At 47.8% G+C, this 25,980-nt stretch carries 27 protein-coding genes; 4 read left to right on the forward strand and 23 right to left on the reverse strand.

Translation table 11 applies throughout. The annotated features are described in order from the left end of the window. Positions 1-278 precede the first annotated feature (278 nt). A complete protein-coding gene (locus tag KTH90_RS03100) occupies positions 279-896 on the forward strand; it encodes a DUF1836 domain-containing protein (RefSeq protein WP_158355511.1) in 618 nt (205 codons plus the stop codon). Between the two features lie 244 nt (positions 897-1,140). Here KTH90_RS03100 and KTH90_RS03105 read toward each other — a convergent pair whose 3' ends face one another. The 3 genes from KTH90_RS03105 to KTH90_RS03115 all read right to left on the reverse strand — a co-directional run bounded on the left by KTH90_RS03105 (position 1,141) and on the right by KTH90_RS03115 (position 3,094). Then, the gene (locus KTH90_RS03105) at positions 1,141-1,431 is read right to left on the reverse strand and encodes a YerC/YecD family TrpR-related protein (RefSeq protein WP_158344435.1); all 291 of its coding nucleotides are present in this window, start codon (positions 1,429-1,431) and stop codon (positions 1,141-1,143) included. Between the two features lie 175 nt (positions 1,432-1,606). Next, positions 1,607-2,329 (reverse strand): phosphatase, encoded by a 723-nt coding sequence (locus tag KTH90_RS03110; protein ID WP_158355512.1) that lies wholly within the window; start codon positions 2,327-2,329, stop codon positions 1,607-1,609. Positions 2,330-2,365: 36 nt separating this feature from the next. Further along, entirely contained in the window at positions 2,366-3,094 is a 729-nt protein-coding gene (locus tag KTH90_RS03115; RefSeq protein ID WP_158355513.1) for a phosphatase, read from the reverse strand. Positions 3,095-3,241: 147 nt separating this feature from the next. Between KTH90_RS03115 and KTH90_RS03120 the strand changes: the two genes are divergently transcribed. Then, on the forward strand, positions 3,242-4,249 hold the full coding sequence (locus tag KTH90_RS03120; protein WP_238726230.1) for an ABC transporter substrate-binding protein: 1,008 nt from the start codon (positions 3,242-3,244) through the stop codon (positions 4,247-4,249). 138 nt (positions 4,250-4,387) lie between these two features. Here the strand turns inward: KTH90_RS03120 and KTH90_RS03125 are convergent, their stop codons facing one another. Together KTH90_RS03125 and KTH90_RS03130 are read right to left on the reverse strand one after the other, a co-directional pair. Further along, positions 4,388-5,176 (reverse strand): nucleoside phosphorylase, encoded by a 789-nt coding sequence (locus KTH90_RS03125; RefSeq protein ID WP_238726231.1) that lies wholly within the window; start codon positions 5,174-5,176, stop codon positions 4,388-4,390. A 16-nt stretch (positions 5,177-5,192) separates the two neighbouring features. Next, positions 5,193-5,696, reverse strand: a complete 504-nt coding sequence (locus KTH90_RS03130; protein ID WP_238726232.1) for a TetR/AcrR family transcriptional regulator — start codon at positions 5,694-5,696, stop codon at positions 5,193-5,195. Positions 5,697-5,910: 214 nt separating this feature from the next. On the opposite strand from KTH90_RS03130, the gene KTH90_RS25425 reads away from it, so the two are divergent. Further along, positions 5,911-6,144, forward strand: coding sequence for a helix-turn-helix domain-containing protein (locus KTH90_RS25425; RefSeq protein WP_158349631.1), 234 nt, complete (start codon positions 5,911-5,913; stop codon positions 6,142-6,144). A gap of 266 nt (positions 6,145-6,410) precedes the next feature. On the opposite strand, the gene KTH90_RS03135 is transcribed toward KTH90_RS25425, so the two are convergent. The 8 genes from KTH90_RS03135 to KTH90_RS03170 all read right to left on the reverse strand — a co-directional run bounded on the left by KTH90_RS03135 (position 6,411) and on the right by KTH90_RS03170 (position 14,368). Then, positions 6,411-6,884, reverse strand: coding sequence for an ureidoglycolate lyase (locus tag KTH90_RS03135; protein ID WP_158349633.1), 474 nt, complete (start codon positions 6,882-6,884; stop codon positions 6,411-6,413). A gap of 48 nt (positions 6,885-6,932) precedes the next feature. Continuing rightward, complete coding sequence (locus KTH90_RS03140) at positions 6,933-7,997, reverse strand: autoinducer 2 ABC transporter substrate-binding protein (RefSeq protein ID WP_158349635.1); 1,065 nt, start codon at positions 7,995-7,997, stop codon at positions 6,933-6,935. 86 nt (positions 7,998-8,083) lie between these two features. Continuing rightward, complete coding sequence (locus tag KTH90_RS03145) at positions 8,084-9,031, reverse strand: ABC transporter permease (RefSeq protein ID WP_158349637.1); 948 nt, start codon at positions 9,029-9,031, stop codon at positions 8,084-8,086. After that, positions 9,028-9,993 (reverse strand): ABC transporter permease, encoded by a 966-nt coding sequence (locus KTH90_RS03150; RefSeq protein WP_158349639.1) that lies wholly within the window; start codon positions 9,991-9,993, stop codon positions 9,028-9,030. The genes KTH90_RS03145 and KTH90_RS03150 overlap by 4 nt, the downstream gene beginning before the upstream one ends. A 60-nt stretch (positions 9,994-10,053) precedes the next feature. Continuing rightward, positions 10,054-11,550: a sugar ABC transporter ATP-binding protein gene (locus KTH90_RS03155; protein ID WP_158349641.1), complete on the reverse strand. Its 1,497-nt coding sequence runs from the start codon at positions 11,548-11,550 to the stop codon at positions 10,054-10,056. 32 nt (positions 11,551-11,582) lie between these two features. Beyond that, positions 11,583-12,509, reverse strand: coding sequence for a carbohydrate kinase family protein (locus tag KTH90_RS03160; RefSeq protein WP_158349643.1), 927 nt, complete (start codon positions 12,507-12,509; stop codon positions 11,583-11,585). A 70-nt stretch (positions 12,510-12,579) separates the two neighbouring features. Continuing rightward, a complete protein-coding gene (locus tag KTH90_RS03165) occupies positions 12,580-13,599 on the reverse strand; it encodes an ADP-ribosylglycohydrolase family protein (protein ID WP_158349645.1) in 1,020 nt (339 codons plus the stop codon). Positions 13,600-13,633: 34 nt separating this feature from the next. Continuing rightward, positions 13,634-14,368, reverse strand: coding sequence for a GntR family transcriptional regulator (locus KTH90_RS03170; RefSeq protein ID WP_158349647.1), 735 nt, complete (start codon positions 14,366-14,368; stop codon positions 13,634-13,636). Positions 14,369-14,715: 347 nt separating this feature from the next. Between KTH90_RS03170 and KTH90_RS03175 the strand changes: the two genes are divergently transcribed. Then, on the forward strand, positions 14,716-15,924 hold the full coding sequence (locus tag KTH90_RS03175; protein WP_158349649.1) for a PucR family transcriptional regulator: 1,209 nt from the start codon (positions 14,716-14,718) through the stop codon (positions 15,922-15,924). Between the two features lie 279 nt (positions 15,925-16,203). Here KTH90_RS03175 and KTH90_RS03180 read toward each other — a convergent pair whose 3' ends face one another. From KTH90_RS03180 to KTH90_RS03225, 10 genes are all read right to left on the reverse strand, one after another. Further along, the gene (locus KTH90_RS03180; protein ID WP_158349651.1) at positions 16,204-17,118 is read right to left on the reverse strand and encodes an RpnC/YadD family protein; all 915 of its coding nucleotides are present in this window, start codon (positions 17,116-17,118) and stop codon (positions 16,204-16,206) included. 916 nt (positions 17,119-18,034) lie between these two features. Beyond that, a complete protein-coding gene (locus tag KTH90_RS03185) occupies positions 18,035-18,949 on the reverse strand; it encodes an ABC transporter permease (RefSeq protein ID WP_158349653.1) in 915 nt (304 codons plus the stop codon). Next, positions 18,933-19,994 carry an ABC transporter permease gene (locus KTH90_RS03190; RefSeq protein WP_158349655.1) on the reverse strand — a complete coding sequence of 354 codons (1,062 nt, stop codon included), beginning with the start codon at positions 19,992-19,994 and terminating at the stop codon, positions 18,933-18,935. Before KTH90_RS03190 ends, KTH90_RS03185 begins: the two co-directional genes overlap by 17 nt. Further along, positions 19,969-21,555, reverse strand: coding sequence for an ABC transporter ATP-binding protein (locus KTH90_RS03195; protein WP_158349657.1), 1,587 nt, complete (start codon positions 21,553-21,555; stop codon positions 19,969-19,971). The genes KTH90_RS03190 and KTH90_RS03195 overlap by 26 nt, the downstream gene beginning before the upstream one ends. A gap of 46 nt (positions 21,556-21,601) precedes the next feature. Beyond that, complete coding sequence (locus tag KTH90_RS03200) at positions 21,602-22,795, reverse strand: BMP family ABC transporter substrate-binding protein (protein ID WP_158349659.1); 1,194 nt, start codon at positions 22,793-22,795, stop codon at positions 21,602-21,604. Between the two features lie 31 nt (positions 22,796-22,826). Beyond that, the gene (locus KTH90_RS03205) at positions 22,827-23,777 is read right to left on the reverse strand and encodes a nucleoside hydrolase (protein WP_158349661.1); all 951 of its coding nucleotides are present in this window, start codon (positions 23,775-23,777) and stop codon (positions 22,827-22,829) included. Between the two features lie 89 nt (positions 23,778-23,866). After that, positions 23,867-24,547 carry a Crp/Fnr family transcriptional regulator gene (locus tag KTH90_RS03210; RefSeq protein ID WP_238726233.1) on the reverse strand — a complete coding sequence of 227 codons (681 nt, stop codon included), beginning with the start codon at positions 24,545-24,547 and terminating at the stop codon, positions 23,867-23,869. Positions 24,548-24,902: 355 nt separating this feature from the next. Then, positions 24,903-25,073 (reverse strand): hypothetical protein, encoded by a 171-nt coding sequence (locus KTH90_RS03215; protein WP_238726234.1) that lies wholly within the window; start codon positions 25,071-25,073, stop codon positions 24,903-24,905. 137 nt (positions 25,074-25,210) lie between these two features. Continuing rightward, positions 25,211-25,615: a secondary thiamine-phosphate synthase enzyme YjbQ gene (locus KTH90_RS03220; RefSeq protein ID WP_158349665.1), complete on the reverse strand. Its 405-nt coding sequence runs from the start codon at positions 25,613-25,615 to the stop codon at positions 25,211-25,213. 80 nt (positions 25,616-25,695) lie between these two features. Then, complete coding sequence (locus tag KTH90_RS03225; protein WP_158349667.1) at positions 25,696-25,929, reverse strand: hypothetical protein; 234 nt, start codon at positions 25,927-25,929, stop codon at positions 25,696-25,698. Positions 25,930-25,980 lie beyond the last annotated feature (51 nt).

The raw sequence follows: 25,980 nt of genomic DNA on the forward strand, positions 1-25,980 counted from the left end.
AAAATACCTCGCTGACTATTTCTCATGCATCGCACGTAAGCGGCTAAAAAACAGCCGCTAAGTGCTCATAGCTATAATAAATAGTAGCGCTCGAAAATACCTCGCTGACTATTTCTCATGCATCGCACGTAAGCGGCTAAAAAACAGCCGCTAAGTGCTCATAGCTATAAAAAATAAAAACAAAATCCGACTTTTACTTGCCATCTAGTTTTCAATACTATATAATGTGTCTTGTAGCGTTAGATTAAGCCGATGTAAACGCGGTACAGGAGGTCAAAATGACAATTGATACGAATGATATGCTGAACAGTATTCTGGATAGCTTGTCACGTATAAGTTATATAAGATTAGAAGACATACCCAATATTGAACTATACATGGATCAGGTTACTACTTTCATGAACGGTCACCTCGCGTCATCCAAACGTAATCCGGATGATAAGATCCTGACCAAGACCATGATCAATAACTATGCAAAGAATCAGCTGCTGCCCCCGCCAGAGAAAAAGAAATACTCAAAGGAACACCAACTGCTGCTTATTTTCATTTACTACTTCAAAAATATTTTAACGATTCAGGATATCCAGGATCTGCTTGCTCCCATCACCCGTGAGTTTTTCCATCCGGGTCAGAATTCCGGTGAATATGACATCAAATCCATTTACCAGGAAGTATTCAGCCTTGAGAAGGGACAGATTGAAATCCTGAAACAGGATATTATCGATAAATTCAAGCAGGCCCAGTCAACTTTCCCCGAGGCAGAAGCCAAAGACCAGGAATTCCTGAGAACCTTCTCCTTTATCTGCATGCTGAGCTTCGATGTCTATGTCAAAAAGATGATTATTGAGAAGTTAATTGATTCACTTCCGAAGGAAAATGGGAAAGATAAAAAATAGTAACGCTCGAAAGTACCTCGCTGACTATTTTTCATGCATCGCACGTAAGTGCCTATAATACAGGCACTAAGTGCTCATAGCAATAAAAAATAGTTATCCAAAATGAAAAAGAGTAAAAAACAGCGGAAAGTGAAATTCTATGACGTGATGTCATAAAGCATTTCACTTCCCGCTGTTTTCTATTCCGGATGTTGTGGCGGCAGATCCAAAAACCCTCCCGCTTCCTCTTTGAGGATAACATCTTTTACTCTTCTTCCATTCTCTCAAATACCATGTCGTACCCATCGTTCCCATAGTTCAACGAACGGTTTACTCGGCTGATTGTAGCGGTTGACGCCCCGGTCTTTTCCGCGATTTCCAGATAGGTCTTGTGATCCCGGAGCATTTTGGCTACTTCAAAACGCTGGGATAACGACAACAGCTCATTGACCGTGCAGACATCTTCAAAGAATGTATAGCATTCTTCTTTGTCTTTCAAGCTTAAGATCGCTTCAAATAAATGGTCAACGGCTTCAGTTCTGATCTTTTTACTCATGACCGCATATGCTCCTTTACAAATAGTCCTCATTTGTTATTTTAGCACAGTGAAATTTTAAAGTCCAGAAGGTTCATACAAATATTTCCACTTTTTGAATAAGAGCACTGTCTGAGCCGTATTCAGGCAGGTTTTCCACGAATCCTGCTGGTCAGAATTTTGATTTTCTACGTAGTTACCTGTTTTTATACTTATTCGCAAATTCCTTAAGAGCCTCAACAGACCGGTTCAGGACCAGTTCTTCCGGAAAATCTGTCTCCCTAAACAGCGCTTCGGCAAAACTGTGATTACCTACGTCGGTGTCGAAATGGGCGTCGCTTCCTACCACTACAGGCACGTTATACTGACGGCAGTATTTCAGCATTTCCACGTCGAATTCTTTCGCGTCCACTCTGGAGTTGCCGGGGCGCAGAGAACTTTCATTGACTTCCAACGCCACATGGCGTTCCCGGGCCGACCGGACCAGAGCCTCGTAGTCTATGGGATAACGGCGGTCGTCTGGATGGCCGATAATATCTATGTAGGGGTTTTTCATTGCATTGATGTAGGCAGCCGTATTTTCTTCCCTGGTTCCCGGAGCGGCGCAGGGGGTGTGAAGACTGGCGATGTTTAAGTCCATCTTCCGGAGCAGGCGGTCTTCCATATCTACTCGGCCGTTATAGTCCAGGATGTTCAGCTCCACACCGAATAGCATTTCCACTCCATATAGTTCCCGGTCTACGACCCGGATATTGCTGAAATAAAACTCGTGGCAGCTGCCTGGCATCATAGGGCCGTGTTCTGTGATCCCCAGTAATTCAAGTCCTTTTTCCGAGGCCGCTTTCGCCATCTCCCGGATCGTGCAGTACGCATGGCCGCTGGCGACCGTGTGGGTATGAGTGTCTAATACATAATTCATGCTATTTCCTTCTTTCCTGATTGCCATTGACGACGATTATTTTGTCCTACAGCGGCGGGTGCGCAGATGTTCTTTGAAGCGTTCCACGGACCCGTTTAAGACCAGCTGTTCCGGGAACTGCAGTTCCCGAAGCAGAGCCAGCGCATAGCTGTTATTTCCCACGTCCTCACGGCAATGGGCATCACTGCCGATCGCGATGGGGACTTGATAACGGATACAAAGCTTCAGCATCTCTTTGTCATTTTTACCGGCGTCCTTTCTGGAACTTTCCGGGCGCAGGGAGCTCTCGTTAAGTTCCAGCAGTACGCCGTAGTCCTTCGCCGCCTGCACGACAGCCTCATAATCGACCGGATAGCGGCCGTCATCGGGATGGCCGATAATATCGACATAGGGATTTTGCATCGCATGGATATAAGCCTGGGTATTCTCCTGCCTGGTACCGGGCAAGATGCAGGGGGTATGGAGGCTGGCGATGTTCAGATCCAGTTCCCGCAGGGTCCGGTCCGGCAGATCCACCTGCCCGGAAGTGTCCAGAATATTCAGTTCCGCGCCCAGTAAAAGCTCGACACCGCATACGTTCCGGCTGGCCAGCTTTAAACTGTTAAAATAATATTCTTTGCAGACTCCCGGGGATTTTGGGCCGTGTTCGGTGATGCCGAGCAGCCGGATTCCCCGCTGGGCGGCTGTGGCGGCCATTTCCCGTATGGTGTTCTTGGCATGGCCGCTGGCCAATGTATGGGTATGAGTATCCAATACGAAATTCACGATTGTTTCCTCTTTTCTGAATCTATCATTGATTAAACCTTGCTACGAATAAAACTTTAGCCGACTTTTTACATTCTGTCAAATAAATTCGCACATTTTCTGTCCTACGCTAATATAATATACTGTTCAAATTTTAGGAGGAATCATATGAAAAAGAAATGGTTGTATCTGTTACTTGCTGCCGTTTTGCTGGTGACTTCATTGGCCGGCTGCGGTTCGAAGTCTGACAAAGGCGGCGGAGGACTTACGAAAGTCACGCTGAACGAAGTTGCCCACTCGATCTTTTACGCTCCGATGTATGTGGCCATCGAAGAGGGATATTTTAAAGACGAGGGCATCGACCTGGATCTCGTATGTGGTTTTGGAGCTGACAAGACCATGACCGCCGTTATCTCCGGGGAAGCGGATATCGGCTTCATGGGATCGGAATCTTCTATCTACGTGTACAATCAGGGCAGTGAAGATTACATGGTTAATTTTGCCCAGCTCACACAGCGGGCCGGAAATTTCCTGGTGGCCAGACAGCCCATGGATAACTTTTCCTGGAATGATATCAAAGGTAAGAACGTGCTTGGCGGAAGAAAAGGCGGTATGCCTCAGATGGTTTTCGAGTATATCCTAAAGAAAAACGGCATTAATCCAGCCACGGACCTGAATATTGACCAGAGTATCGACTTCGGTTCCACCGGAGCAGCCTTCTCCGGCGGCCAGGGAGACTTTACCGTGGAATTCGAGCCTTCCGCGACACTGCTGGAACAGCAGGGCGACGGCTATGTCGTAACCTCGCTTGGGGTTGACAGCGGCTATGTTCCCTACACCGCTTACAGCGCGAGACAAAGCTATATCGAACAGAATCCGGAAATCATTCAAAGCTTCACCAACGCACTCCAGAAAGGGATGGATTTCGTACAGTCCCATACCCCGGAGGAGATCGCCAAAGTGATCGCTCCCCAGTTTGAAGATACGGATCTGGAGACCATTACCACCATTGTCAATCGGTATTACAGCCAGGATACCTGGAAAGCGGATCTTATTTTCCAGGAAGACAGCTTCACCCTGTTACAGAATATCCTGGAAGAAGCCGGCGAACTTTCCCAGCGGGTACCGTACGCCGACCTGGTTACCACGGAATTTGCTGAGAATGCGGTAAAATAAATCTACAATATTTTTCTTCATAAGATCCGGGAAACGGTGAGTAACAGATACGATGAACAAAGGTTTCTAACTCCGCCGAAGAGGAGCAGGGCCGCTTGACCAGAGCGCCTCTGCTCCTTTTTCCCGCAAGGAGGAAAGTTATGCGCATGATAGGCGCAGCCCGCAGGAAACAGCCAGTTTCATATAATTGTCCGCGCTTCTGATTCCATAATCCGTCAGGTCATTGGAATGCCAAACCTCCTCGTCCATACTATCCGCTCCGAAGAAGAACTGGATGAAGATCTTCCCTGCTACATAGGGCCATCGCAACTCCTCCAGGCTGGACCGCAGAATCTCAGTCATCTTAGGGTCAGGAACCAATTCATCTTCCGGGTCCGTGTAATGATAGCTGGTCCCCTCATCCCGGACCGTACCGTTTGGTACGATGATCCTGTTCCGGACGACAGCATCATTCAATACGCCGCAGCTGCCGAAAAATACAAATTTATCATCACCCATGGCTATGACTTCTTCCATCTCGCACACACTGGCCGGTGCGCCTACCCGCGAACAATACAGTGCAAAGTCTCTGCCCGCGCAGCGGATCCGATAGATTGGATTGAGGCCATTTGCTGACACAAGATTTGTAATTACTTCTGCGTTCGCCAGTGCTGCTGTCTTGTCGATTATTTTTTTTGAAAATGTTGTGATGCAGATATCGGGAAAGCCCTCGATTGGTTTCATCAGATCTGCAGGATTGATCAGGGCCTGGCTTCGATTTCTATCATATTTATCTCTTACTTTTCCTGAATATTCACGGAAAGTCGGCTGACGGATATCGGATCCACCGGTATTTCGTTCATCCGTATCAGCTACACTGGCATTGGATCCTTTTTCTATAGTAATATATGGATTTTGTATGGACTGGCGGAAAAAAACAGGCGGCATGCTTTCACTCTCCCTTTTATTTTATTAATATAGATTTTATCTGTCTGAGCATTCTGCCGGGCACCTCAGTGGATATGGATATAAGCCTGCTATACATGCGCACCCCCTGATAGGCATATATAATTAATTCAAATACTGCGTCGGTATCCACGTTCTGAAACTCTCCCCGCTGTATTCCATAATTAAGGAGCTCTTTCCACATTTTTTTCGAATGTTCGTATTGTACAAAGAGCGGCCGGTTACTTTCTGAAACTTCGGGGTTAGTGAAATATTCATATATAGCAATGCTCAACGAATGTTTACTGTCGGCCATTTCTGTCTCATATCTGCGGAAAACTTCTTCAAGTATCTGCACAGCAGATATTCCCTGCCGGATCTTCTCCGCAAATTCATCAGCCTGCTGATACATCAGATGCTCCACAATAGCCTGAAATATCTCTGCGGTACTTCCGTAGTGACGGTACAAACCCCCACGGCTCAGACCTCCTAATTTAATATCTGATTTTATCAAACCATTCAATTAATATTCATCTTAATTATATAAGGACATATTTTGTCATTTTAAAGACAATTTCAGCACAAATAAATCCTGTTATGATATATAATATTTTAAAAATCTGATCTGAATGTTCAGACCTTGATTTTATATTGATTTGTAAGATATCTTTATAGAAAAGGCTGCCTACCGCGGTCTTTTTTGTCGATCAAATACATGTACTATTTATCGTATATATATGTTGTTATGCAAAAGGAGGCGTCAGACTTTGAAGTTGGGCAAGAATTTATCTCATTACAGACATGCCGCCGGATTCACACAATGTGAGGCTGCAAATATATTAAATATATCAAGGCAGTGTTTAAGTAACTGGGAAACTGATCATCGTGAACCACGTATCGGAGATATCATCGAGATGTGTCAGTTATATAATATAACGATAAACCAATTAGTCTATGGTAAGAACATATGAGTAAAACAAGATGGCACACCCTATATCTATCCCTGTTTTTACTGTTGTTGATAACGGAAGTATTTATTGCCGTATATATTCACGATGAATTCGTACGTCCTTATCTGGGTGATATTCTGGTTAAATAACTTCTATAGTCCTTTGTCCAAGGATACCGCTCTTTGTTACTCTCGGAATACCCAAACAGCAGCCAGCCCCAGGTTCCCCTGCGGCCCGCTGCCATATAGACAATCGTATATTATACAAATTATAGGTATTCAGGAACATTACAATCGAATCTCACATGGGCCATCTATGATCTTAGTCCAGATCACCGGTTCGTTTAAATCCTCAAACATAAAGTAATACATTGCAGGATGGTTATAACCGTAGCAGGCAGAGTGCCATACCCCTTTTTTTACCACCAGCACATCTCCCGGCTTTAATAATACACAGATCAATTTCTTCATATCCGGGGCATCATCGGCTTTTTCGCCTGAGGCAGGCGCCAGCGCCACCACAATATCATCCGATGCGGCCATCATCGCTTCTTTTGTCGTCAAGTGCCTCTCCATCTTGTCCACGGATACCGGAAGCTGTATAGACCTTACGAACCCAATCTTGCAGTTCTCCCTGACCGGGGTATCAGACGTAATTGTGGATTCCCATCCCGCACCGCTGTTTGCCGCCCGATCCAGATGATATACTTTGCCTAACTGTGTTAAATCAGCTTTTGATACATCAATAATCTCTTTAAGCATTTTTCCTCCATACGAGCGATTTTCCGCACATATTATATACATCACATCTTAGAAATCATAATCATCCACATTGTCTTTGGATATGACAATCAGTCCGGTAAACGCGTTCGGTCCGTCAATGGTAATCGTCTTCCCATTCGGCATTTTCATTTCCCCTTCGATCTTAATCCCTTTATCCAGGCAATCCAGCAGATATACTCCCGCGTATCCCAGAGTCTCCGACTGCCAGGCCAACACTTTATTGATGGTACCATTTTTAATGTAGTCCCGGCACATATTCGGCCAGCCGATTCCGGTAATCTTAACCTGCCCCGCTTCCAGCTCGCCGGCATTCACTGCCTGCTCCACTGCTTCCGCCGCCGAAGGGGCCTCTCCGCCAGCGAAACCTACGATACCTTTCAGATCCGGATAAGTCTTTAACAGATTCTGTGCGTTTGTCAGCGATACCTGCATCTCATCATTACTGGATACCGTCGCTACCAGTTCAATGTCCGGATAATCCGCCTCCAGTTTTGCTTTCGCTGCATCCATCTTAGCGATCTGGTTCTCTGCCCCGAGGCCGGCCACCATAAACGCAATTTTCCCTTTACCGCCGATATCTTCCGCTATGATATCGATCAGCTGTTCCGCCAGCTTCTGATCCGTATCGGCGCCCACATAATACTGTCGTTCGGTGTCAGGAGCGTCGGAGTCGAACGTGATCACATTGATCCCCTGCGCGCGGGCCCTTGAGAATACGGAGGCTACAGCCTTCGCATCGTTGGGAGCCACCACCAGGCCTGTAGCTCCCCGGGTCATCATGTCCTCGATCATATCGATCTGTTTTGCGGAGTTTACGTCGGTCGTGCCGTTAAAGACCACCTCTGCCCCCACATCGGTTCCCGCTGCTTCCGCGCCTTTCTGTGCCAGATCCCAGTAGGCATACCCGATCGATTTCGGATTTACGAAATACAGCGGTTTCTCACCGTTTTCGCTGCCCTGGGAATCCGCTGCCGGGGACTGCTCTTTCCCTGCCTCAGGGGCCGCCGGCTGCGCAGCTTCCTTAGAACCACATGCTGCGGTTACCATTACCGTGGTAAGTAAAAGTGCTGCTATGCTTAAAACTTTTTTCATAATGAAAATACCTCCCTTTTTATAAACCTTCTGAGTAACCATATACCTCTGTCCATATCTGAATACCTATAATCTTATAACCATAATCAGTCTTTGACCTTTTTCCATTTAGCTGCCGTCAGTATCAGCAGTACGCCTAAAATAATCGATTGATATAATACGGATACACCGATAATGTTAAGTCCGTTTCTGAGAATGCCGATTACCAGAAGCCCCAGAAACGCACCGGCAATATTCCCTTTTCCGCCCAGGATACTGATTCCTCCGATCAGCACAGAGGCCAGGACATCCAGGTCATAATTCTGCCCCAGGTTAGCTTCCGCACTTCCCAGGCGGGCCAGCAGGAAAATGCTGGCCAGAGCGATCAGCATCCCGTTGAGTATGAACAGTCCCCACATAAACCGGTTTGTTTTTATTCCGCAGAATCGTGTCGATACTTCATTATTTCCTATGGCGTATACCTTAATCCCGAAGTTTGACCGCTGCAGCAATATAGCTGCCGCCATAAACAGAATCGCCATGACCAGGAACGATACCGGTATCCCCAATACATCCGCATAGCCGAATTTGATAAATCCCTCTGAGAAACCGTTCACCGGATTTCCCCTGTTGATGATATAGCACATTCCCCTGATTAACACCATGGAACCGATGGTGGATACGATTCCGGGTATATTCAGCACGGCTACAAAAAAGCCATTAAACACGCCGATAGCCGCTCCCACCAGGATGGTCAGTACCGCCGCCGCCCAGATCGGAATGCCGCCATTCATCATCATACCAAACGCCATGGCACAAAAACCCAGGGTGGAAGCCATCGACATATCGATGCTGCCGGCGATAATCAGAATCGATGTGGGGATCGCTATCATTCCGATCTCAGCAATCTGCCTGGCAATATTTACGATATTCCCGATCTTCAGGAAATAAGGGGATTGTATCGAAAACCAGATGAGCTGCGCCAGAATCAGAATGATCATCAACAGTATACTTTTTAAACCGGAAGACAGTTTCCATTCTCTCCATTTACTCATGATATGGTAACCCTCCTCTGCCGTCTGATAATCTGAACCGCGTTAATCGTAAGTGCAATCAATATAACGGCCCCCGTAACCGCATCGATCCAGTATTCCGATACTTTAGAAAGGATCAGGCCGTTCTTTATCACTCCGAGCAGTACGACACCCAGGAATGACCCCAGCACGGTGCCTTTTCCGCCGTTAATGCTAAGGCCTCCGATCAGAGCTGCCGCCAGGATTTGAAATCCAAGGGAGCTGCCCGTCGTGGACGCGCTGATGGTGCCGACCATGGAAGCATAGATGGTGCCGGCCAATCCGATCGTGGCACCGCATAAAATGTAAGCAAACAGTTTGACCCTGACTACATCCAGTCCCGCCAGTTCCGCAGCCGCGATATTTCCGCCAACCGCATAGATCTTACGCCCAATATTCACATAACGGAAGAGAATGGCTGCCAAAGCCGTGACTGCCAGAAAAATCAGAAATGGGATAGGCAGTCCAAAAACTCTCCCCTGTCCGATACCGTTAAAAGATTCCGGAAAACCGGTAATCCAGTCTCCCCCCGTAACGATTATAGCCAAGCCTCTTATGATATTCATAGACGCCAGAGTCGCAATAATCGGCGGAATCCTAAGCCTTGCCACCAGAAACCCATTCAGCAGGCCGCAGCTCATGCCAATCAGCACGCTGCACAGTATCGTAACCACCAGGGGCATCCCGGTATTTACAATCATTCCGGAACAGGCTGCGCACAGGGACAGGATCGATCCTGAAGATAAATCAATACCACCTAAGAATACAACCATGGATACTCCGATCGTACAGATCCCATTGATGGCCACCTGGGAAAATATCAGCTGTATATTGCTGGGAGAACTGAAATTATCCGAAATCACTGCGAAAACAATCGAAACCACAATGATAAATATTAAAATCATAAATTCCTGAGACTCTAATATTTTATTTTTCTTCTTCATTTTTTCCTCCAGTGGCGCGTTTACCGCGCCGTAAATTCTACGGAAATAGATTCACTGAACCTACCCCTTCGTAACAGACGCAGTATTCAACAGGACCTCCTGGCTCAATTCCCTGCTTTCAAATGTCCCGCTGATTCTACCCTTATTCATTACAATCACTCTGTCACACATGCCGATCACCTCGGGAATCTCAGAGGAAATCATGACAATAGAAAGCCCCTGCTGCGCCAGCTTATCAATCAACGCATAGATCTCCACTTTCGCCCCGATATCCACGCCCCGGGTAGGCTCGTTCAGGATCAGGACATCTGGCTGTACATCCAGCCATCTCGCAAGAACCACTTTCTGCTGATTCCCGCCCGACAGATTGTCAAGCAGCATCCGGCTGTTTACCGCCAGGATATTTAACTGTTTCATATACTCTTCCGTGCTGCTTTTTATCTTTCTTTGCATCAGGAATCCGGACTTTGAATATCTTCGTAACTGTGGCAGGATAAAATTCATCTCTACAGAAAGCTCTTTGATAATCCCTTCTCTTCTCCGGTCCGGCGGTACATAGGCGATCCCCAGAGACATGGCTTCCTCCGGTGTATGCTTTGCAGCCGTTCCCTTAACTGTAACGATCTTCCCTTCCTTGAAGCGGTTCAGGCCGAAAATGCATTCTGCCAGCTGAACGGAACCAGAACCAGCCAGGCCGTAAATTCCCAATATTTCTTTTTTATGTACCCGGAAGCTTACGTTTTTCACATACTGATTCGTCAGCCCTTCCACCTGCAGCGCCACTTCTCCCGGATCCAGCTGTGCATGCGGATAATAATCCGTGATCTCACGCCCGCACATAAGGGAAATGATCTCATGCATATTCGTCTCTGCCAGCTTCATCGTCCCCACATTCACTCCGTTTCTAAGAACCGCCACCCGGTCACAGATCTCTTCGATCTCCTTCATCCTGTGCGATACATAGATGATAGAACAGCCGCGCTCCTTTAAGAGACGGATTACTTCGAAGAGATGCCCGACTTCATTTTGCGGCAAAGCTGCGGAAGGTTCATCCATAATAATAACTTTGGCATTGGAAGAGATCGCTTTCGCGATTTCTATGAGCTGCTGTTCCCGCACGCCGATCTCCGACACCTGGGTATCCACATCGAATTCCGCTCCCAGTTCCTTCAGTATCCGCCGGGCCTCCTGCCTTGTTTTCTTCCAGTCCACCCTTCCCCATTTATCATGGTATCCATCCCGGTCCAGAAATATATTCTCCGCCACAGAAAGATTCTGAAACAGATTAAACTCCTGATGGATTATGGCGATTCCGCTGGCCAGCGCCTCCTTTGTATTCTGAAAGGATACCTTTCGGCCCTCAAAAGTAATATTTCCGTCGTCCAGACTGTAGACACCTGTAATAATCTTCATCAAGGTTGACTTACCGGCCCCATTTTCTCCGATCAACCCCAGAACTTCTCCCGGATATACATCCAGATCGATCTTTCTCAACACATAGTTCCCAGGGAATCTCTTTTCCACTTGTCTGATCTGAAGTATTGGTTTCTCATTCATTAAAATTCATTCCCCCTTACCTGCTGCAAACACTACACCTGATATTCTCTGATAAACCGTTCCACGTCCGCCGCTTTCGCCACGCCGGTGCGGGGTCCAATGGCCGTCACTGCCCTCGCCGCGGCAGCGCTGGCGAATTCCGCGGCTTTTTCAAGAGAATACCCCTGCATCATTCCATATAGGAAACTGCTGTTAAAGGTATCTCCCGCCCCTGTCGTGTCGACCGCCCGCACCCGGAAGCTTTCCCGGTTAAACACCTGATCCTTCGAAATCACAGCGCATCCATCGCTGCCCTTCGTAACTACCAGAAGCTTTGGCCCTTTTTCCAGCAGATGCCGGGCCGCCTGTGAACCGTCATAATCACCGCGGTACTTTTCGAACGCCTGTTGATTCATAAATACAAAGCTGCAAAAGGAAAACCAACGGTCTGCCTCTTCATTACTTTGAAAGGAATCCGCTTCCACATCAACAGCTATCTTCCCACCGCCCGCCACGTATTCAGCCAGTACCCTGTCGCAGGAATCCAGCTCCTGTAAGTCAGGCAGGGTGGAATACAGATACGGCGCATGAAAAAACAAATCCCGGGCCTCTCCTTCCAGCCGGATCGGCGGCCTTTTTACCTCGGTGATAAATATCACCCGCTCTGCCTCTTTCAAGAAAATCATACACTTGGTTTCCGCTATATCCGGGTCGAACTGTATCATCTGCGTGGATACGGAATAGTTCCTGAAATCTTCCAGTATCATATCCGTAGACGGCGCAGCTTCCGGCAGAAGGTCCAGGTAACAGACCTCCATGCCATATCCGGCCAGAACACTTGCGGCGTTGGCCACCATACCTCCGATCCTTGCCTCCAGCGGTTTTACAAACTTCTTATCCCCCATCAGAGGCCATTCTTCGGTCATATAATATTCATCTACACAAACCCTTCCCAGGGCCACTATATATTTTTCTTCCATCTCTGTTTGCCTAACCCACTATATTTTGCTTCTTTCATCATTTCCTGTCCGGATCCGCTATATTCTTCTTTTACCTATGATAGGTAGCCTCAATTGCATCGGCCATTTTTCGTAAGTCAAATTGGTTTTTCCTCTCGATCAGTTCCAGATGCTCCTGTCTGAAACCGTCTATCCCATACAGCGCCCCAACCATAGCTCCGATCATGGTAGCGGTAGTATCCGTGTCATATCCCACATTCACTCCGGCGCAGATCGAATCCATCGGCCTTCCATCCGCGGCCACCATCAGTCCAAAAGCAGCCGGCACGGCTTCATACACCATCAGTCCGCTGCCAACGTAATCGGCGATATCCTCAATCGCCTGATCCAAAGATTCTGCCTTCAGCGCCAAATCTACAGCCAGCCGGATTCTCTTCTCCACGGACGGGCCTGCCAGCACAGTAGCCACCTGGCTTCCCAGCTCATTTCCCTTTTGGGCGCCATACAGCCCGGCTTTTACCACGTCAAACAAATTGGCGTCCGGTTCCATCGCCTTAGCGACACCGGCCGCTACGGCACAGGCGCCGGCCAGCGAAAGGTTATTTGCATGGGTAGGAAGGCAGATCGTGATCGCATCCTTTATCGCCTTATCCACATCACCGGGGCTGAACAGCGCGGCCGCTCCGATCTTCATTGCAGAACCGTTAGTCGCCTTCGCACAATCATATTTGAGGAATGGATAGGTGGCAACTGTTTCTTCCCCCAGCAGCTTTTTGATCGAGGCCTTCGTAGTAGGCCCTACATATTTACCATAGTATTCTTCATGTCCGGCCCAGCACAGCAGCGACTCCACCGCAGTCTTCTCATCGATTTTTCCGCCGTTTTTCAGTATCGTTTCCGCGGTAAAGTAAGCCAGGCTAAAATCGTCTGTCACAAATCCGGCCTCTGCACCTCTTGCAAACGTATCGGAAGGGGGCGTCAGGATTTCTGTCACATAGCCTCCGAATTTTTCCGCGATCTGTGCTTTGGTTCTCATCTCTGTCGGGGCACCCATGGTATCTCCAACTGCCGCTCCCAGTAAACTGCCAAGAATTTTCTCGTTACAAGTCATATCTTTTATCCTCCTGATATTGTGTTTCATAGATTTAAATAGATATCGTACGGATCCGGATACCAGCTGCGTCCCCGCGCTCATAATTGTCACAGTATTCCAGAGGGATGCCGTCATCCGTAATCGTTACGCGTTTTACATATAAAACAGGTGTCAGATATTCGATGTTGAAATATTGTGCCAGCAAGTCATTCGCCAGCACCGGATGGATCTCCTCCTCGGCACATTTGAATTCAATATCCGCCTGTTCCCGCAGCAAAGAATACAAGGAGCTATGTTCCAGATCCGCATTCCAGAAATCAATTGCATTTACATACTGGTACTGCAGATAAGATTCTTCCGATGCGATGCACACCTCATCCAGATATCTGAGCCTGTGTATCTTGATCAGAGTTTCTCCCTCTCTTATCTTCAGGCTCTGGGCGATTCCCCTGTTGGCCGGTACCACCTCGATCGACAGCACCTTAGAATGCAGTTCCCCCTTTTCTTGGGATTTATTCTGACTTAAACCACCCAGTCTGTTCGTCCCATAATAACTGTCGATCTTATCCGCGACGAACGTGCCCTTCCCTTTTATGGATATCAGAATTCCTCTTGCCTTCAATTCGTTGACGGCTTCCCTGACGGTTACCCGGCTAACATTATATTTTTGGGAAAGCTCCTGCTGATTAGGTATGGCATCTCCACACACGTAGACGCCTGAGGCGATTTTCTCCAGAATATCCTGCTTGATAACGATATACTTTGGTATTTCGTTTTTTAATTCCATAGCCTCCTCCTTTTCTTTTCATCGATCTGCCATCCTTACGCCTATCCTTTCCCGCACCGCTTATGGCTTATCATATTTTAATTATGGTTGCCATTTATTAGGACGTTTTCGATAAATATATTGTATAATCTTTCTTTAAATTGAGCAATATGTGTAGAATCCAATAATAATTTATATTTTAGTTTTTCAAAAGTATAATTATACTTTTATTTTTTGTACTTTAAGTACATACCGAGTTGCAGTTTTTATTATATATGTCAATTGACATGCCCGATTGAATTCGTTACTATCAAAATAGATTGGAAACCCGCGTAAGTATTTGAATCAAGTAGGAAAGAAGGAGCGTTATGTCGATAACCTGCCACGATCTTCTGTCACTGAACAGTTTTAAAAAGATAAAATTAATCGCCGGGGAACTGGGTTTATACCGGCCGGTTATCTGGCCCTACACCGGGACCACATCGTCCGTTTCCCAGTGGCTTCACGGCGGCGAACTGCTTTTCATAACCGGTGCCGGGATCGATGTCAGCGAAGACGGCCTGCTCTTACTGCTCCATGACTGCCTGCAGAAACATCTTGCCGGCCTGATTATCATAACCGGCAACAAATACATACCCGAGATCCCCCCAAAAATGATAAGGCTGGCAGACGAAATGGCCTTTCCTCTCTTCTCCATGCCCTGGAATCTGCGCCTGATCGATGTCACCCGTGAAATCATCAACGCCATTACCGTTTCCGACGATTTCAGTAAAAAGATCTCCACTTTTACCGAAATGCTGGTATTCTCATCCGAAAAAGAAGAAGCCCCGCTCCGGGATCTGGCCGGCTTATACGGAGTCCGTATCAAGACCTATCACTTTCTGTTCTCTATCTCTATCCGGGAACACTCTGAAAAGACAAAAAATTCCATCATCCTGTCCGCGCTCAAGGAAACCTTCCAGGCCATCGAGAACCTCTACGAAAACCAGTATTCCATAACCCCCATGTATTACGCCAATCAGATCTTATGTTTTTGTTCCGTAAAAGATTATTCCGAAAAAGACGAGGTATTTCAGGTCGTCACATCCACATTCCAGCTGATCTGCACCCGCTACAAGGATGAGCATCTTTCTCTGGCAATCAGCTCCTGCTATCCCGAGCTGACCAGTATCCGAAAATGCTGGAAAGAAATACTCTTCCTGAACCAATACCTGGAATTTTTCTCACCGCAAAAACGAATTGTCACATTTGACGAGCTTGGCATGTACCGGCTTCTCTTTCAATATTCCAGTTCCGAAGACCGGAAACGCTTTTATATGCCCTATCTGCATATCCTCTTAGAACACGATGAAAATAATTCCTCCGAATTTATCGGAACCCTAAAAAAATTTATAGAAAACAACGGAAACCTCCTAAAAACCTCCGAAGCTTTATTTATCCACAGAAACACCCTGATCTACCGGATCAACAGCATAAAAAAACTCCTAAACAGCAGTTTAGAAGACATCGATACCCGGATCACCCTATATCTCTCCATCCTTTTCTACGAATACGACCAGAAGGAATCCTTATATTAATAGGGGCTATCGGTTCTAATTCTATACTATAAGATACGCAAGAAACGTACCGGATCCCAGGTCTGAGCCGTAAAAAACGTAAGAAGGGCATACCCTGCACAGTACAATCGCCCAAATAACTATATATCCGCCGGACAACATTCCTATGACAGAAAAGAGACCATCATGAAAGGAATATGTCATACCAAATATACAACATGATTGCAGATTCACATCTATATCCGGTATACAAATTCTATTTTCCGACAGCCCCTATGAATTAAAATTTAATAGTAAACATCAATGATCGTCTAATCCGGTCAATTCCACAAATTCACGCAGTGACGATGCTTTCTTCGCAGCCTTCAGCCAGCCGTCCAAAACCAACGGGTCCTCTTCCCTCCGGATTCTGTCCGCCAGAGGAACCGCCAGGGAATACTCCTCCAATAATAATAGAATGGCTTCTATTTTCCCTTCTATTTTTCCTTCCTCTTTCGCCTCACTCCGGTTCACTTCGATGTCCAGTTCCCGACTGTATTCCGTCATCAGCATATTTTCCACCTCCGAACCATGTTCCTCCAGATAATCCTTCAGCACGTTCTCCTCTTTACTTTTTATTATAGCCCGGCGGATGGCTTCCTGCAATGGAAAACTTTGCTGATAAGACCGTACCAGCTCCACGAAATAACTATAATCCAAAAGAATCGGACACTTTTTCAAAAATTCCGGATTCTCATTATAATTAATATTAATGACCCTTACCCGCAATTCCAGTTCCGGTTCTCCTTCCTTCTTTATATACGCATCCGATAATTTCATAACAGACTCCCGCGGCATTTTTGCCAGGCCGTTATAAAATACCACATACTGAGGATTAGGCAGGCGTATCTGTTTGGTCGAATATAATCCTGTACCTTTTGTTAACTTTTCATACAACCTGGCTATGTACAGAAAACCGCGCAGCGGCATATTCGGATTATAGGTGCTCTGATGCTCATACAGTGACAACTCTTCCTGACACATCAAAAAGGACACGTCATTTTTCATATTCATGTACAGCACATTCTCCAGGGTATTAACCTGAAGCTCTTCGGGGTTATCATATTCGGTTCCCCAAACAGCATTATACAGCTGTAGAAGACGGATACGGTCAGAAAACAGATGGATAAACATACGGTCCTTATAGGCCGTAACAGGCTCCGGATAATCAGACATAGACAAAAAACCTCCTTTTCGGATTTTTAAATTAAATTCTCCAACTCACCAGGGAAAACACTCGGCAGAATCGCCTCATAAGACAAAACAAATGAATTCAGGGACTGAAATTTTATAGCTATGAGCACTTAGCAGCCGTTTTTTAGCCGCATACCTACACTGCATGAAAAATAGTCAGCGAGGTTATTACAAGCGCTACTACTTTTTACTCTTATAATATTGAACGATTTCTTTTTAGATTTCAATAAAATAAAGATGAAAATTTTATGAAAGATATATAAAATAACTATTTCCAGCGACTACAATCAATAGAATTTCATAGAATAAAAGCCGTAAAAAATAAAAAGGCCTATCCTCTCGGCCAGGCGGCAAATCTCACAGCGATGTCCTTTCCTCCTTTACCTACTCTACAGAAAAATCAAAACTCCGGCAGCAGAAAGCGAATCCAGACCATCTTCACTGTCCACAAAAACGCAATCCACTATGAACACCAAGAACCTCAAATTCCAACAGACAGCCTATCGCTCTACACTCTCCAGCTCTACACTCTCCAGCAGTACCACCCAATTTATAAGAACTTGAAAAATAGCTTATCATAAAGCAGGTCTGAGAGGTAAGGGGCGCGCCTTCGGGAGCCGGCCGGCAAATCCCGCGGGGCCAAATCACTTGAGACCGGGTCTAAGAACGGCTTACGCAGAAGGCGGGAGAACCTCGCAGGGCCCGGAACACTGTCCGAGCCGTCCTGTGGCGAGTTTGTTCCGGGCCCTGCCAATAAGAGGTTCTCCCGCCTTCGGAGTTAGCCGTTCTTAGGCCCGGCCGAAGTGATTTGGCCCCGCAGGATTTGCCGGCCGGCTCCCGAAGGCACGCCCCTTACCTCTCAGACCGTCCCTAAGTCCTCCCTAAGTCCCCCTAATTCCTACCCCTTCGCTTTCCGCTGCTCCCTGGCCGCATAAATCCCCAGCGCCACGATCGTAAACGCATAAGGCATCAGCCTGGTCAGCTCACTGGGCATATTAAACAGCTGCAGGTTATTGCTAAGAGCGTCCGCCATCCCAAAGAACAGCGCGCTGAGCATAGACAATCCCGGCACACCGCGCCCCATGGCTTCCGCCGCCAGCGCGATGAAACCTCTTCCTGCCACCATATCTTTCGTAAACATATTAACATAAGCCATCGACATAAACGCGCCGCCAAGCCCGGAGATAGCGCCGGAGATCAGCAGGGCTTTTAGCCGCACCATATTCACGGAGATACCGGCGGTTTCTACGGAATCACTGTTCTCACCCACTGCCCGTATGTAGGTTCCCAGTTTTGTCTTTTTGAGAAAGACCGCTAACGCGATGACCAGGAAAAACGCAAGATAGGTCAGTACGCTGTGGCCGGACAGGATACTGCCCAGCACCGGGATATCTTTAATAAGCGGAATGTCTATATTGGGAACTGCTTTGCTGGCCAGTTTTGTAGACACACCTTTGTCCCCGGTCAGTATGTAGAGGATGAAGATGGTCAGGCCGCTGGACATCAGGTTCAGGGCAATTCCGGTCAATACGATATCTGTCTCCAGTTTTAAATGGAAAAAGGAGAGAAGGCCCGAGAATGCGATTCCCGATACCATCGCGCATAAAACTCCCAGCCAGACATTTCCTGTGAAAGCGCTGCCGACGACTCCCATCAGGGAGGCAAACAGCATGGTTCCTTCGATGCCGATATTGATAACGCCGGCCCGCTCTGAGATCAGCGCCGCCATGGTGGCGAATAAGATCGGTGTTGACAGCCGGATGATCGAGTGCAGAAAATCCGCCGTGAATATAATCTCAAGAATCTGTCCCACTTGACAACGCCTCCTTTATCACCATTTTCTGCTTCATGCCCTTTAACAGAGCAGTGGCAGTGATCAGCATAATCATGATCGCCTGGATTACGGTGATCAGCTCTTTGGGTACATCCGTGTTGGATGCCATCGTGGATGCGCCGACCCGAAGATAAGACAAAAAGATGGCGGCTAACGGAACAAACTGTGGTTTGTTCCTGGCCAGGATAGCCAGGATCACCCCATCCCATCCATAGCCGGGCAGGGAAGTCCACTGGAACCGCTCATACATCCCCATGACTTCCACGGAACCTCCGATACCCGCGATAGCCCCTCCAAGGACCTGGGAGAGCACGATCACGGATCCCACCTTGATCCCCGCATATTTGGTGAACCGGGGGTTCTGCCCATACGTACGGATCTTATGCCCCAGCGAGGTCTTGTAGACCAGCAGGAAACAGATGACGATAAATAAAACCGCCAGAAAGATGCCGCTGTGTATGGAGGTACCCGGTATGATCTTATCCAGTTTTGACTGATCCGGAAGCTTCTCAGAAGCCAGAGCGCCGAAGGACTGGTCCCTTAAGTAGGTATTCAGCACATACAGTCCCAAATACAGCGCAATATAGTTTAACATCAGGGAGGCTACCATCTCACTGGCGTTTAATTTAGCCTTCAGCCAGGCCGGTACCAGACACAGCAGGGCGCCTACTGCCGCTCCTGCGAGCATCGGCCCCAGCAGTCCCAGGATCCCGGGCAGCGGCACTTTTGTGGCAAATGCGGCCGCAGCCAATGCGCCCAAAAAGAACGAACCTTCCGCACACATATTGAACATGGATGCCTGGAACATCAGACAGACCGCCAGTCCTGTGAAGCAGATCGGTATCGCTGTGGTAAATATGGAACCGATCAGTCGGGTAGACCGCAAAGGCCCCAGCAGCAGTGCACTGACCGCCTGCCCCGGCTGTTCACTGACACACAGGATAATCACCAGGGCGATAACCAGGGATATTACGATAGCCAGAGCGGTAGTTGCCGAGCTAAACAGCAGATTTTTCTTCTTCATGGCAACCCCTCCTGATCTCAGTCTCCGACTGTAATTTGACTCCTAACATGTAATTGCCCAGTTCTGTCTCCGAGACCTGGTCCGGTTCCGGAAAATAAGCGGAAAAACGCCCGTCATACATCACCAGGATATGATCCGACAGCTGATAGAGTTCCTCCAGATCCGCGGTCACCAGCAGTACCGCGCAGTTTTCGTCCCGCAGCCGGATCAGCTCTTCATGGATGAATTTGGCGGCGCCCACATCGATCCCCCGGGTGGGCTGTTCCGCGATGATCAGCCTCGCCTGCTGCGTAAACTCACGGGCAACCACCACTTTCTGCATATTCCCGCCGGACAGCATGGATACCGGCGTTTCCTGGGAATCGCATTTGATCCGGTAATCCCGGATCAGCTCATCGGCCATATCCCGGATTTTCTTTTTGCTGAGCATGTGGTGCCGGTATAGCCGCCGGTCCTTTAATTTCGTGGAGATCAGATTCTCCCCGATGGACATCGACACAGCCAGCCCGTCTTCCATACGGTCGCTGGGAATATAGGACATGCCCAGTTCCCGCAGTTCCTGAATGGACAGCTTCGCGGTATCCCGGCCCATGACGCAGACACTTCCGCGGTCTATCTTTCTCAATCCGGTAATCATCTGGATCAATTCATTCTGCCCGTTGCCCTCCACACCGGCGATCCCTGTGATCTCACCGGCCCGGACGCTGAAGCTTACATCATTTACCACTTCTTTTTTGTTCATTCCCACAGCGGTCAGATTCTTTACCTGCAGCAGAACCTCTTTGGGTTCTGCTGCTTTCTTGGCTAGATTTTTAGAATAATTCGCCCCTACCATCCGGGAGGAGATCTCCTGTTCCGTGATCCCATCCGTGTCCACAGTGTCTATCATTTTCCCCTGGCGCATAATGCTGATGCGGTCGGAGATCTGCTTCACTTCCCGCAGTTTGTGGGAAATAAAGATTACGGTGTAACCCCGGGATTTCAATTTCATCAGCTGGTCAAACAGCTCCTCGGTCTCCTGAGGCGTCAGCACGGCCGTAGGCTCATCCAGGATCAGGATCTGAGCTCCCCGGTACAGGGCCTTGATGATTTCCACTTTCTGCTTGATCCCGACCGGCAGTTTTCCGGTAGCGGTGTCCAGATCGTCCTGGAGCTCAAACAGCTCCGCGATCTTACTCACTTTTTCTTTCGCCATTTTTCGGTCAATAAAGCCCCGCTTGACCGGCTCATACCCCATCGTCACGTTTTCCGTGACAGTAAGGGAGTCCACCAGTTTAAAATGCTGGTGAACCATGCCGATTCCCCGGGCAATGGCATCCTGCGGGGAACGAAACGTCTCTATCCTACCCTCCAGCACGATCTCTCCCTGGTCCGGCTTCTCCATACCGAACAGTATCTTCATCAGCGTACTTTTCCCGGCTCCGTTTTCGCCTACCAGCGCATGGATTTCACCCTTGTTGACGGATAAGCTGACCTGTTGATTGGCGTATACTCCATTTCCGTAAACTTTAGAAATCTGCCGCATTTCCAGGATCGGTTTTATTTGTTCTTGATCGGTCATTGTCAATCACCCTTATTCTGTTATAACTGCTAGGTATCGATTTTTGTTACGGTGCTACGCTGGATTTCAGCTGGCTGATTTCATCCTCTGTCATCTCAAATGCGGACGGCACTTTGATCTCTCCAGCCTGGATTTTAGCCTGGAGATCTTCTACTTTGGATTTCATATCTGCGGTAGCGATCCCATCATAAACTTCATTGACGGCCAGGCCCACCGCATTTTCTTCCATTCCAAGGGCCTCTTCCTTGCCGTAAGGCAGGGTTCCCTCGATATGCCGCTTCACGGACAGGAGCAGTACCTGGTCGATATTCTTAAGCACCGATGTGACAATCACTTTGGACTGGTCCGGCTGGGTCTCTTTTAATGCCATTGCCTGATCGGCATCCACGCCGATGGCATAGCGGTCATTCTGGGCAGCCGCCTCGATCATTCCAAGGCCTGCCTGAGCGGCTACGTTGAAAGCCACGCTGGACCCCAGATTAAACTGTGCTTTGGCCAGGTCTTTCGCTTTTGCCGTATCGTTGAAATCTCCGATATAGGAAACCGCGACTTTGGTTCCGGGCACGGTATCCTCCGCTCCCTGTATATAACCAACGATAAAGTCGTTCAGTACCGGGATATCCATGGCTGCCACCACGCTGATCATCTTTTCCCCGTTGGAGAGCGGCAGGCTGTCATCCGCCGCGATCATAGCGGCAAGGGCGCCGGCCAGATAGGACGCTTCATTCTGTTTAAAGGAGATCGAGTATACATTGCTGTAATCCCCCTTGTCATAGGAAACTGTGGAATCAAAGATAATATACTTCTTATCCGGGTATTCCAGCGCGACTTTTTCCAGTACTTCCTGCATCTGGTAAGTTCCCACAATGATAATGTCATAATCCTGATCGGAAACTTCATAAAGAGTCGTCTCCCAAACTGTGTTATCGAAGCCCATCTCGATTACATTCGTCTCACATCCCAGTTCATCCTTGATCAGTTTCATACCCGCGTTGGCCGAATCAAAGAACGATTTGTCCCCCAGATTCCCATTCAGCAGGCAGGCTACCTTGGGCAGATCCTTACCCGCCTCGGGTGCTTTCGATTCCTCAGGTTTCGCCGTCTCACCGGCATCCTCTTTTTTCGTATCTTCCGCCGCCTTGTTCGTCTCCTGAGGGGCGGGCTCGCTCTTGCTCTGGCATCCTGCCAGCATGCCACAGATCATGACAACCACCAATAACATTGAAAATAACCTTCTCATACCTTTTCCTCCTTCTGGCTGTTCGCCTGAATCACTTCTTTGATTGATAAGTTTTCTGCATATGTTCCTGAATCATCTGTACAAACAATTCCCGGTCAACCTTAACAGAGAGATAGCAGTTGGGTTCATGCCCTGTAATCCCCCACAGGTCCGCCACCGTTTCTCCGAGGGTCAGCGGATCATTCACAGAGATATCCAGATAAGTCTGCTGGTACTCAATCAGATTTTCGTCTATCAGCACGCCGACGCAGAGTGCGTCGTGAATCGGACAGGCTTTGAATCCGAAATGCTGAATATGTGTGGAGCCGAAAAAGTCCAAAAGCTGTGCGACGATATCACTGATCTTATCTCCCTGCGCACGCAGTCTTTCGATGTCCTCTTCATAAAATACTGCCTTCATAGAAATATCCAGGGTGTTCAGATAGATGTTGCAGCCGCTGGCAAAAACGATTTTGGCTGCTTCGGGGTCCACATAGATGTTAAACTCCGCAGCCGAGGTGATATTCCCCGGATCGTTCACCGCCCCGCCCATGATAATGATCCGTTCGATTTTCTCTTTAATATCCGGCGCTTTGATCAGGGCCATGGCGATATTGGTCAGTGGACCTGTGGGAATCAGTATGATTTTCTCGTCGCTTTCCCGCAGGGCCCGGATGATAAAGTCCACCGCATGCTCTTCTTTTATGGGAGTGACCGGGTCCGGAATCTTAGGGCCTCCAAGGCCGTCCTCTCCATGGATGATGGCCCCGGTCAGCCGGTAGAGATCTCTCATCATCGGTCGTTCGCATCCCGCATAGACATCCACATCGGTCACCCCGGCGTAGTCCAGAACCTTCCTGGCATTACGGGTTGTATTTTCCAGTTCGCTGTTACCGGCCACTGTGGTAACGCCCAGAAGCTCAATATCGTCCGCTCTGGAAGCCAGCAGCAGGGCGATCGCGTCGTCATGCCCCGGATCGCAGTCCATTATTACTTTTTTCATGTCATACCTCCTGTAGAATATTTATCCAGCAGATGTGAAGATCATATCTGCCGACTGAAATCTAACGGCCGCGCGTAACCGGTAGAATTTCACACCTCTTCTAATATATTGGCAGTCAGCTTTTCCAGCTGTTCCTGTTGAATCACGATCTTGCCCCGTTCCATCGTGATCAGCTCCTCCCCTTTCAGAGCAGTGATCGCCCGGTTGATGGTGCGCACACTGACTCCGCAGGCCTCCGCCAGTTCTTCCCTGGTATCACTGATCCTGCCCTGTCCGTGCTGTGCCAGCAGCATTTTCAACCGGCGGTTTGCGGACATGTATTGATACTGCACGGTAGACGCGCTGGCCCGGTATAACTTTTCCGCCAGCACCATCGCTAGTTTTTCACTGATATTGCGGTCACTGCGAATCCAGTTCCGGAACGTGTTAAGCGGTACTTCCAGTAAAGCGCATGAGGTAAACGCCTTTGCGCTGTAGATCAGATTATGTATATTCAGCATGGCTTCCATCTCACCGACTGTAGATCCCGCCTGGACGAACACCACGCACATCTCATTTCCGTTTATATTACTGCTGGAGATAATTATACTGCCGCGTAACACCAGATAGACATAACGGATCTCCCAGCCCCGGCGGAAGATGATATCCCCCCGCTCATACTCTACCGGCCTGCACAGATTCAGCTGCTCATCCGGCAGATTCCGGATCCACTCTCTGATCACCGGGTACTTCTCCATTAACTTTCTGTTTCTGATATCCAAAGACTCCATAGAACCAACGCCCTTTCTTATTGCGATTCTCATATGTTACGTTATTATAACATCGGGTTCTTATTTTGTCCCTGCTGTCCTTTCACACTCCTCTATTTGCTTTGATTATAACAGTATTAAGTTTTCAACAAAAAGGACACGTGACATGTTTTTTGGGAGTATTTGCATAAATCATTCTTCTTTTTTCGCGTTTTAAAAGTAAATAGTCACAAAAATTCACATTGAATTGAATGGAAAAGAGTTTCGCTTGCGAACCTTTTCTATTGAAATCAAGTAGGAGGGAAGCGTACAACAAAAAAACTATGAGAACATCTCCCGATGCCTCATAGTTCTTAAATCATAAAGTAAAAATCCACTAATAGCACTCACCGTTACATGCCTCTAATCTCATGGCTATCCTTTTTCCAAAACTGAAAAGAATTGTCGTGAGGAAAAGCAGGCCTCCCATGATGCATACCAGCAGCACGGGTATGGAATAAAGGATCAGATAGCCTGCCTTACGGATCCATTTCACTAATGTTTTCATCTGTTTTACCTCCGTTCTCACTTGATTCGTTTCATAAGTCTATCATAGCTAAGAACCGGTGAAGGCACCATAATTTCAACTTACATTTCTCATATACAGACTTACAATTTCGTAAGATACGGAAAAAAGGAATGACATCAGCCCTCCAGAATCTTCACATAGAAGCTTCTGTGTCTCGGGCCGTCGAACTCGCAGAAATAGATATCCTGCCAGGTGCCGAGAATCAGCCTGCCCTCCTCCAGTATCAAGGTCTGGGACGCTCCCACAGCTGCTGATTTCATATGGGCATGTGAATTTCCCTCGAAATGTCGGTACTCCCGGTCCTGCGTGGAAAACACTTTCTCATATCCATAGATCATATCCCGGCACACATCCGGGTCTGCGTTTTCATTGATCGTGATTCCGGCCGTGGTGTGAGGACAATATACCACGACAATTCCATCCTGTACTCCGCTTTTTCGAATGTCATCCCGCACCTGGGCAGTGATATCCACCAGTGTCTGCCTTTTATCCACTTCCAATGCATGCTTAAATACTTTCATTCGATCCCTACCTCTCTCAAAGCAATGTGCGATTCGTTCCTTCCATTACATCCATCTATGCCATCTTCCCTGCACAATCATCATCTTTCGCTTTCCAGCTCACGCGCACAGGCCAGATAATAATGCCGGCCGTTAGCACTCGTCTCATACTCCGCCCGTCTCCTGAGCGCTTCCGCCTTGCGGCCGCGCACACCGGCCGTATCTTCCCCGTCCGCCATCAGCAGCCATACCCCGTCTGTAACCTGCGTTATCCGTTCCCGGTAATTTCTCTCTGTAAATTCCCGCAGCTGATCCTGTCCAATTTTTTTACGCATAACTACTCCACTCCTGCTCATCTAAATTTTATTATGGAATCCTGTATATGG

Source organism: Diplocloster modestus (assembly GCF_019042245.1).
GTDB lineage: Bacteria > Bacillota > Clostridia > Lachnospirales > Lachnospiraceae > Diplocloster > Diplocloster modestus.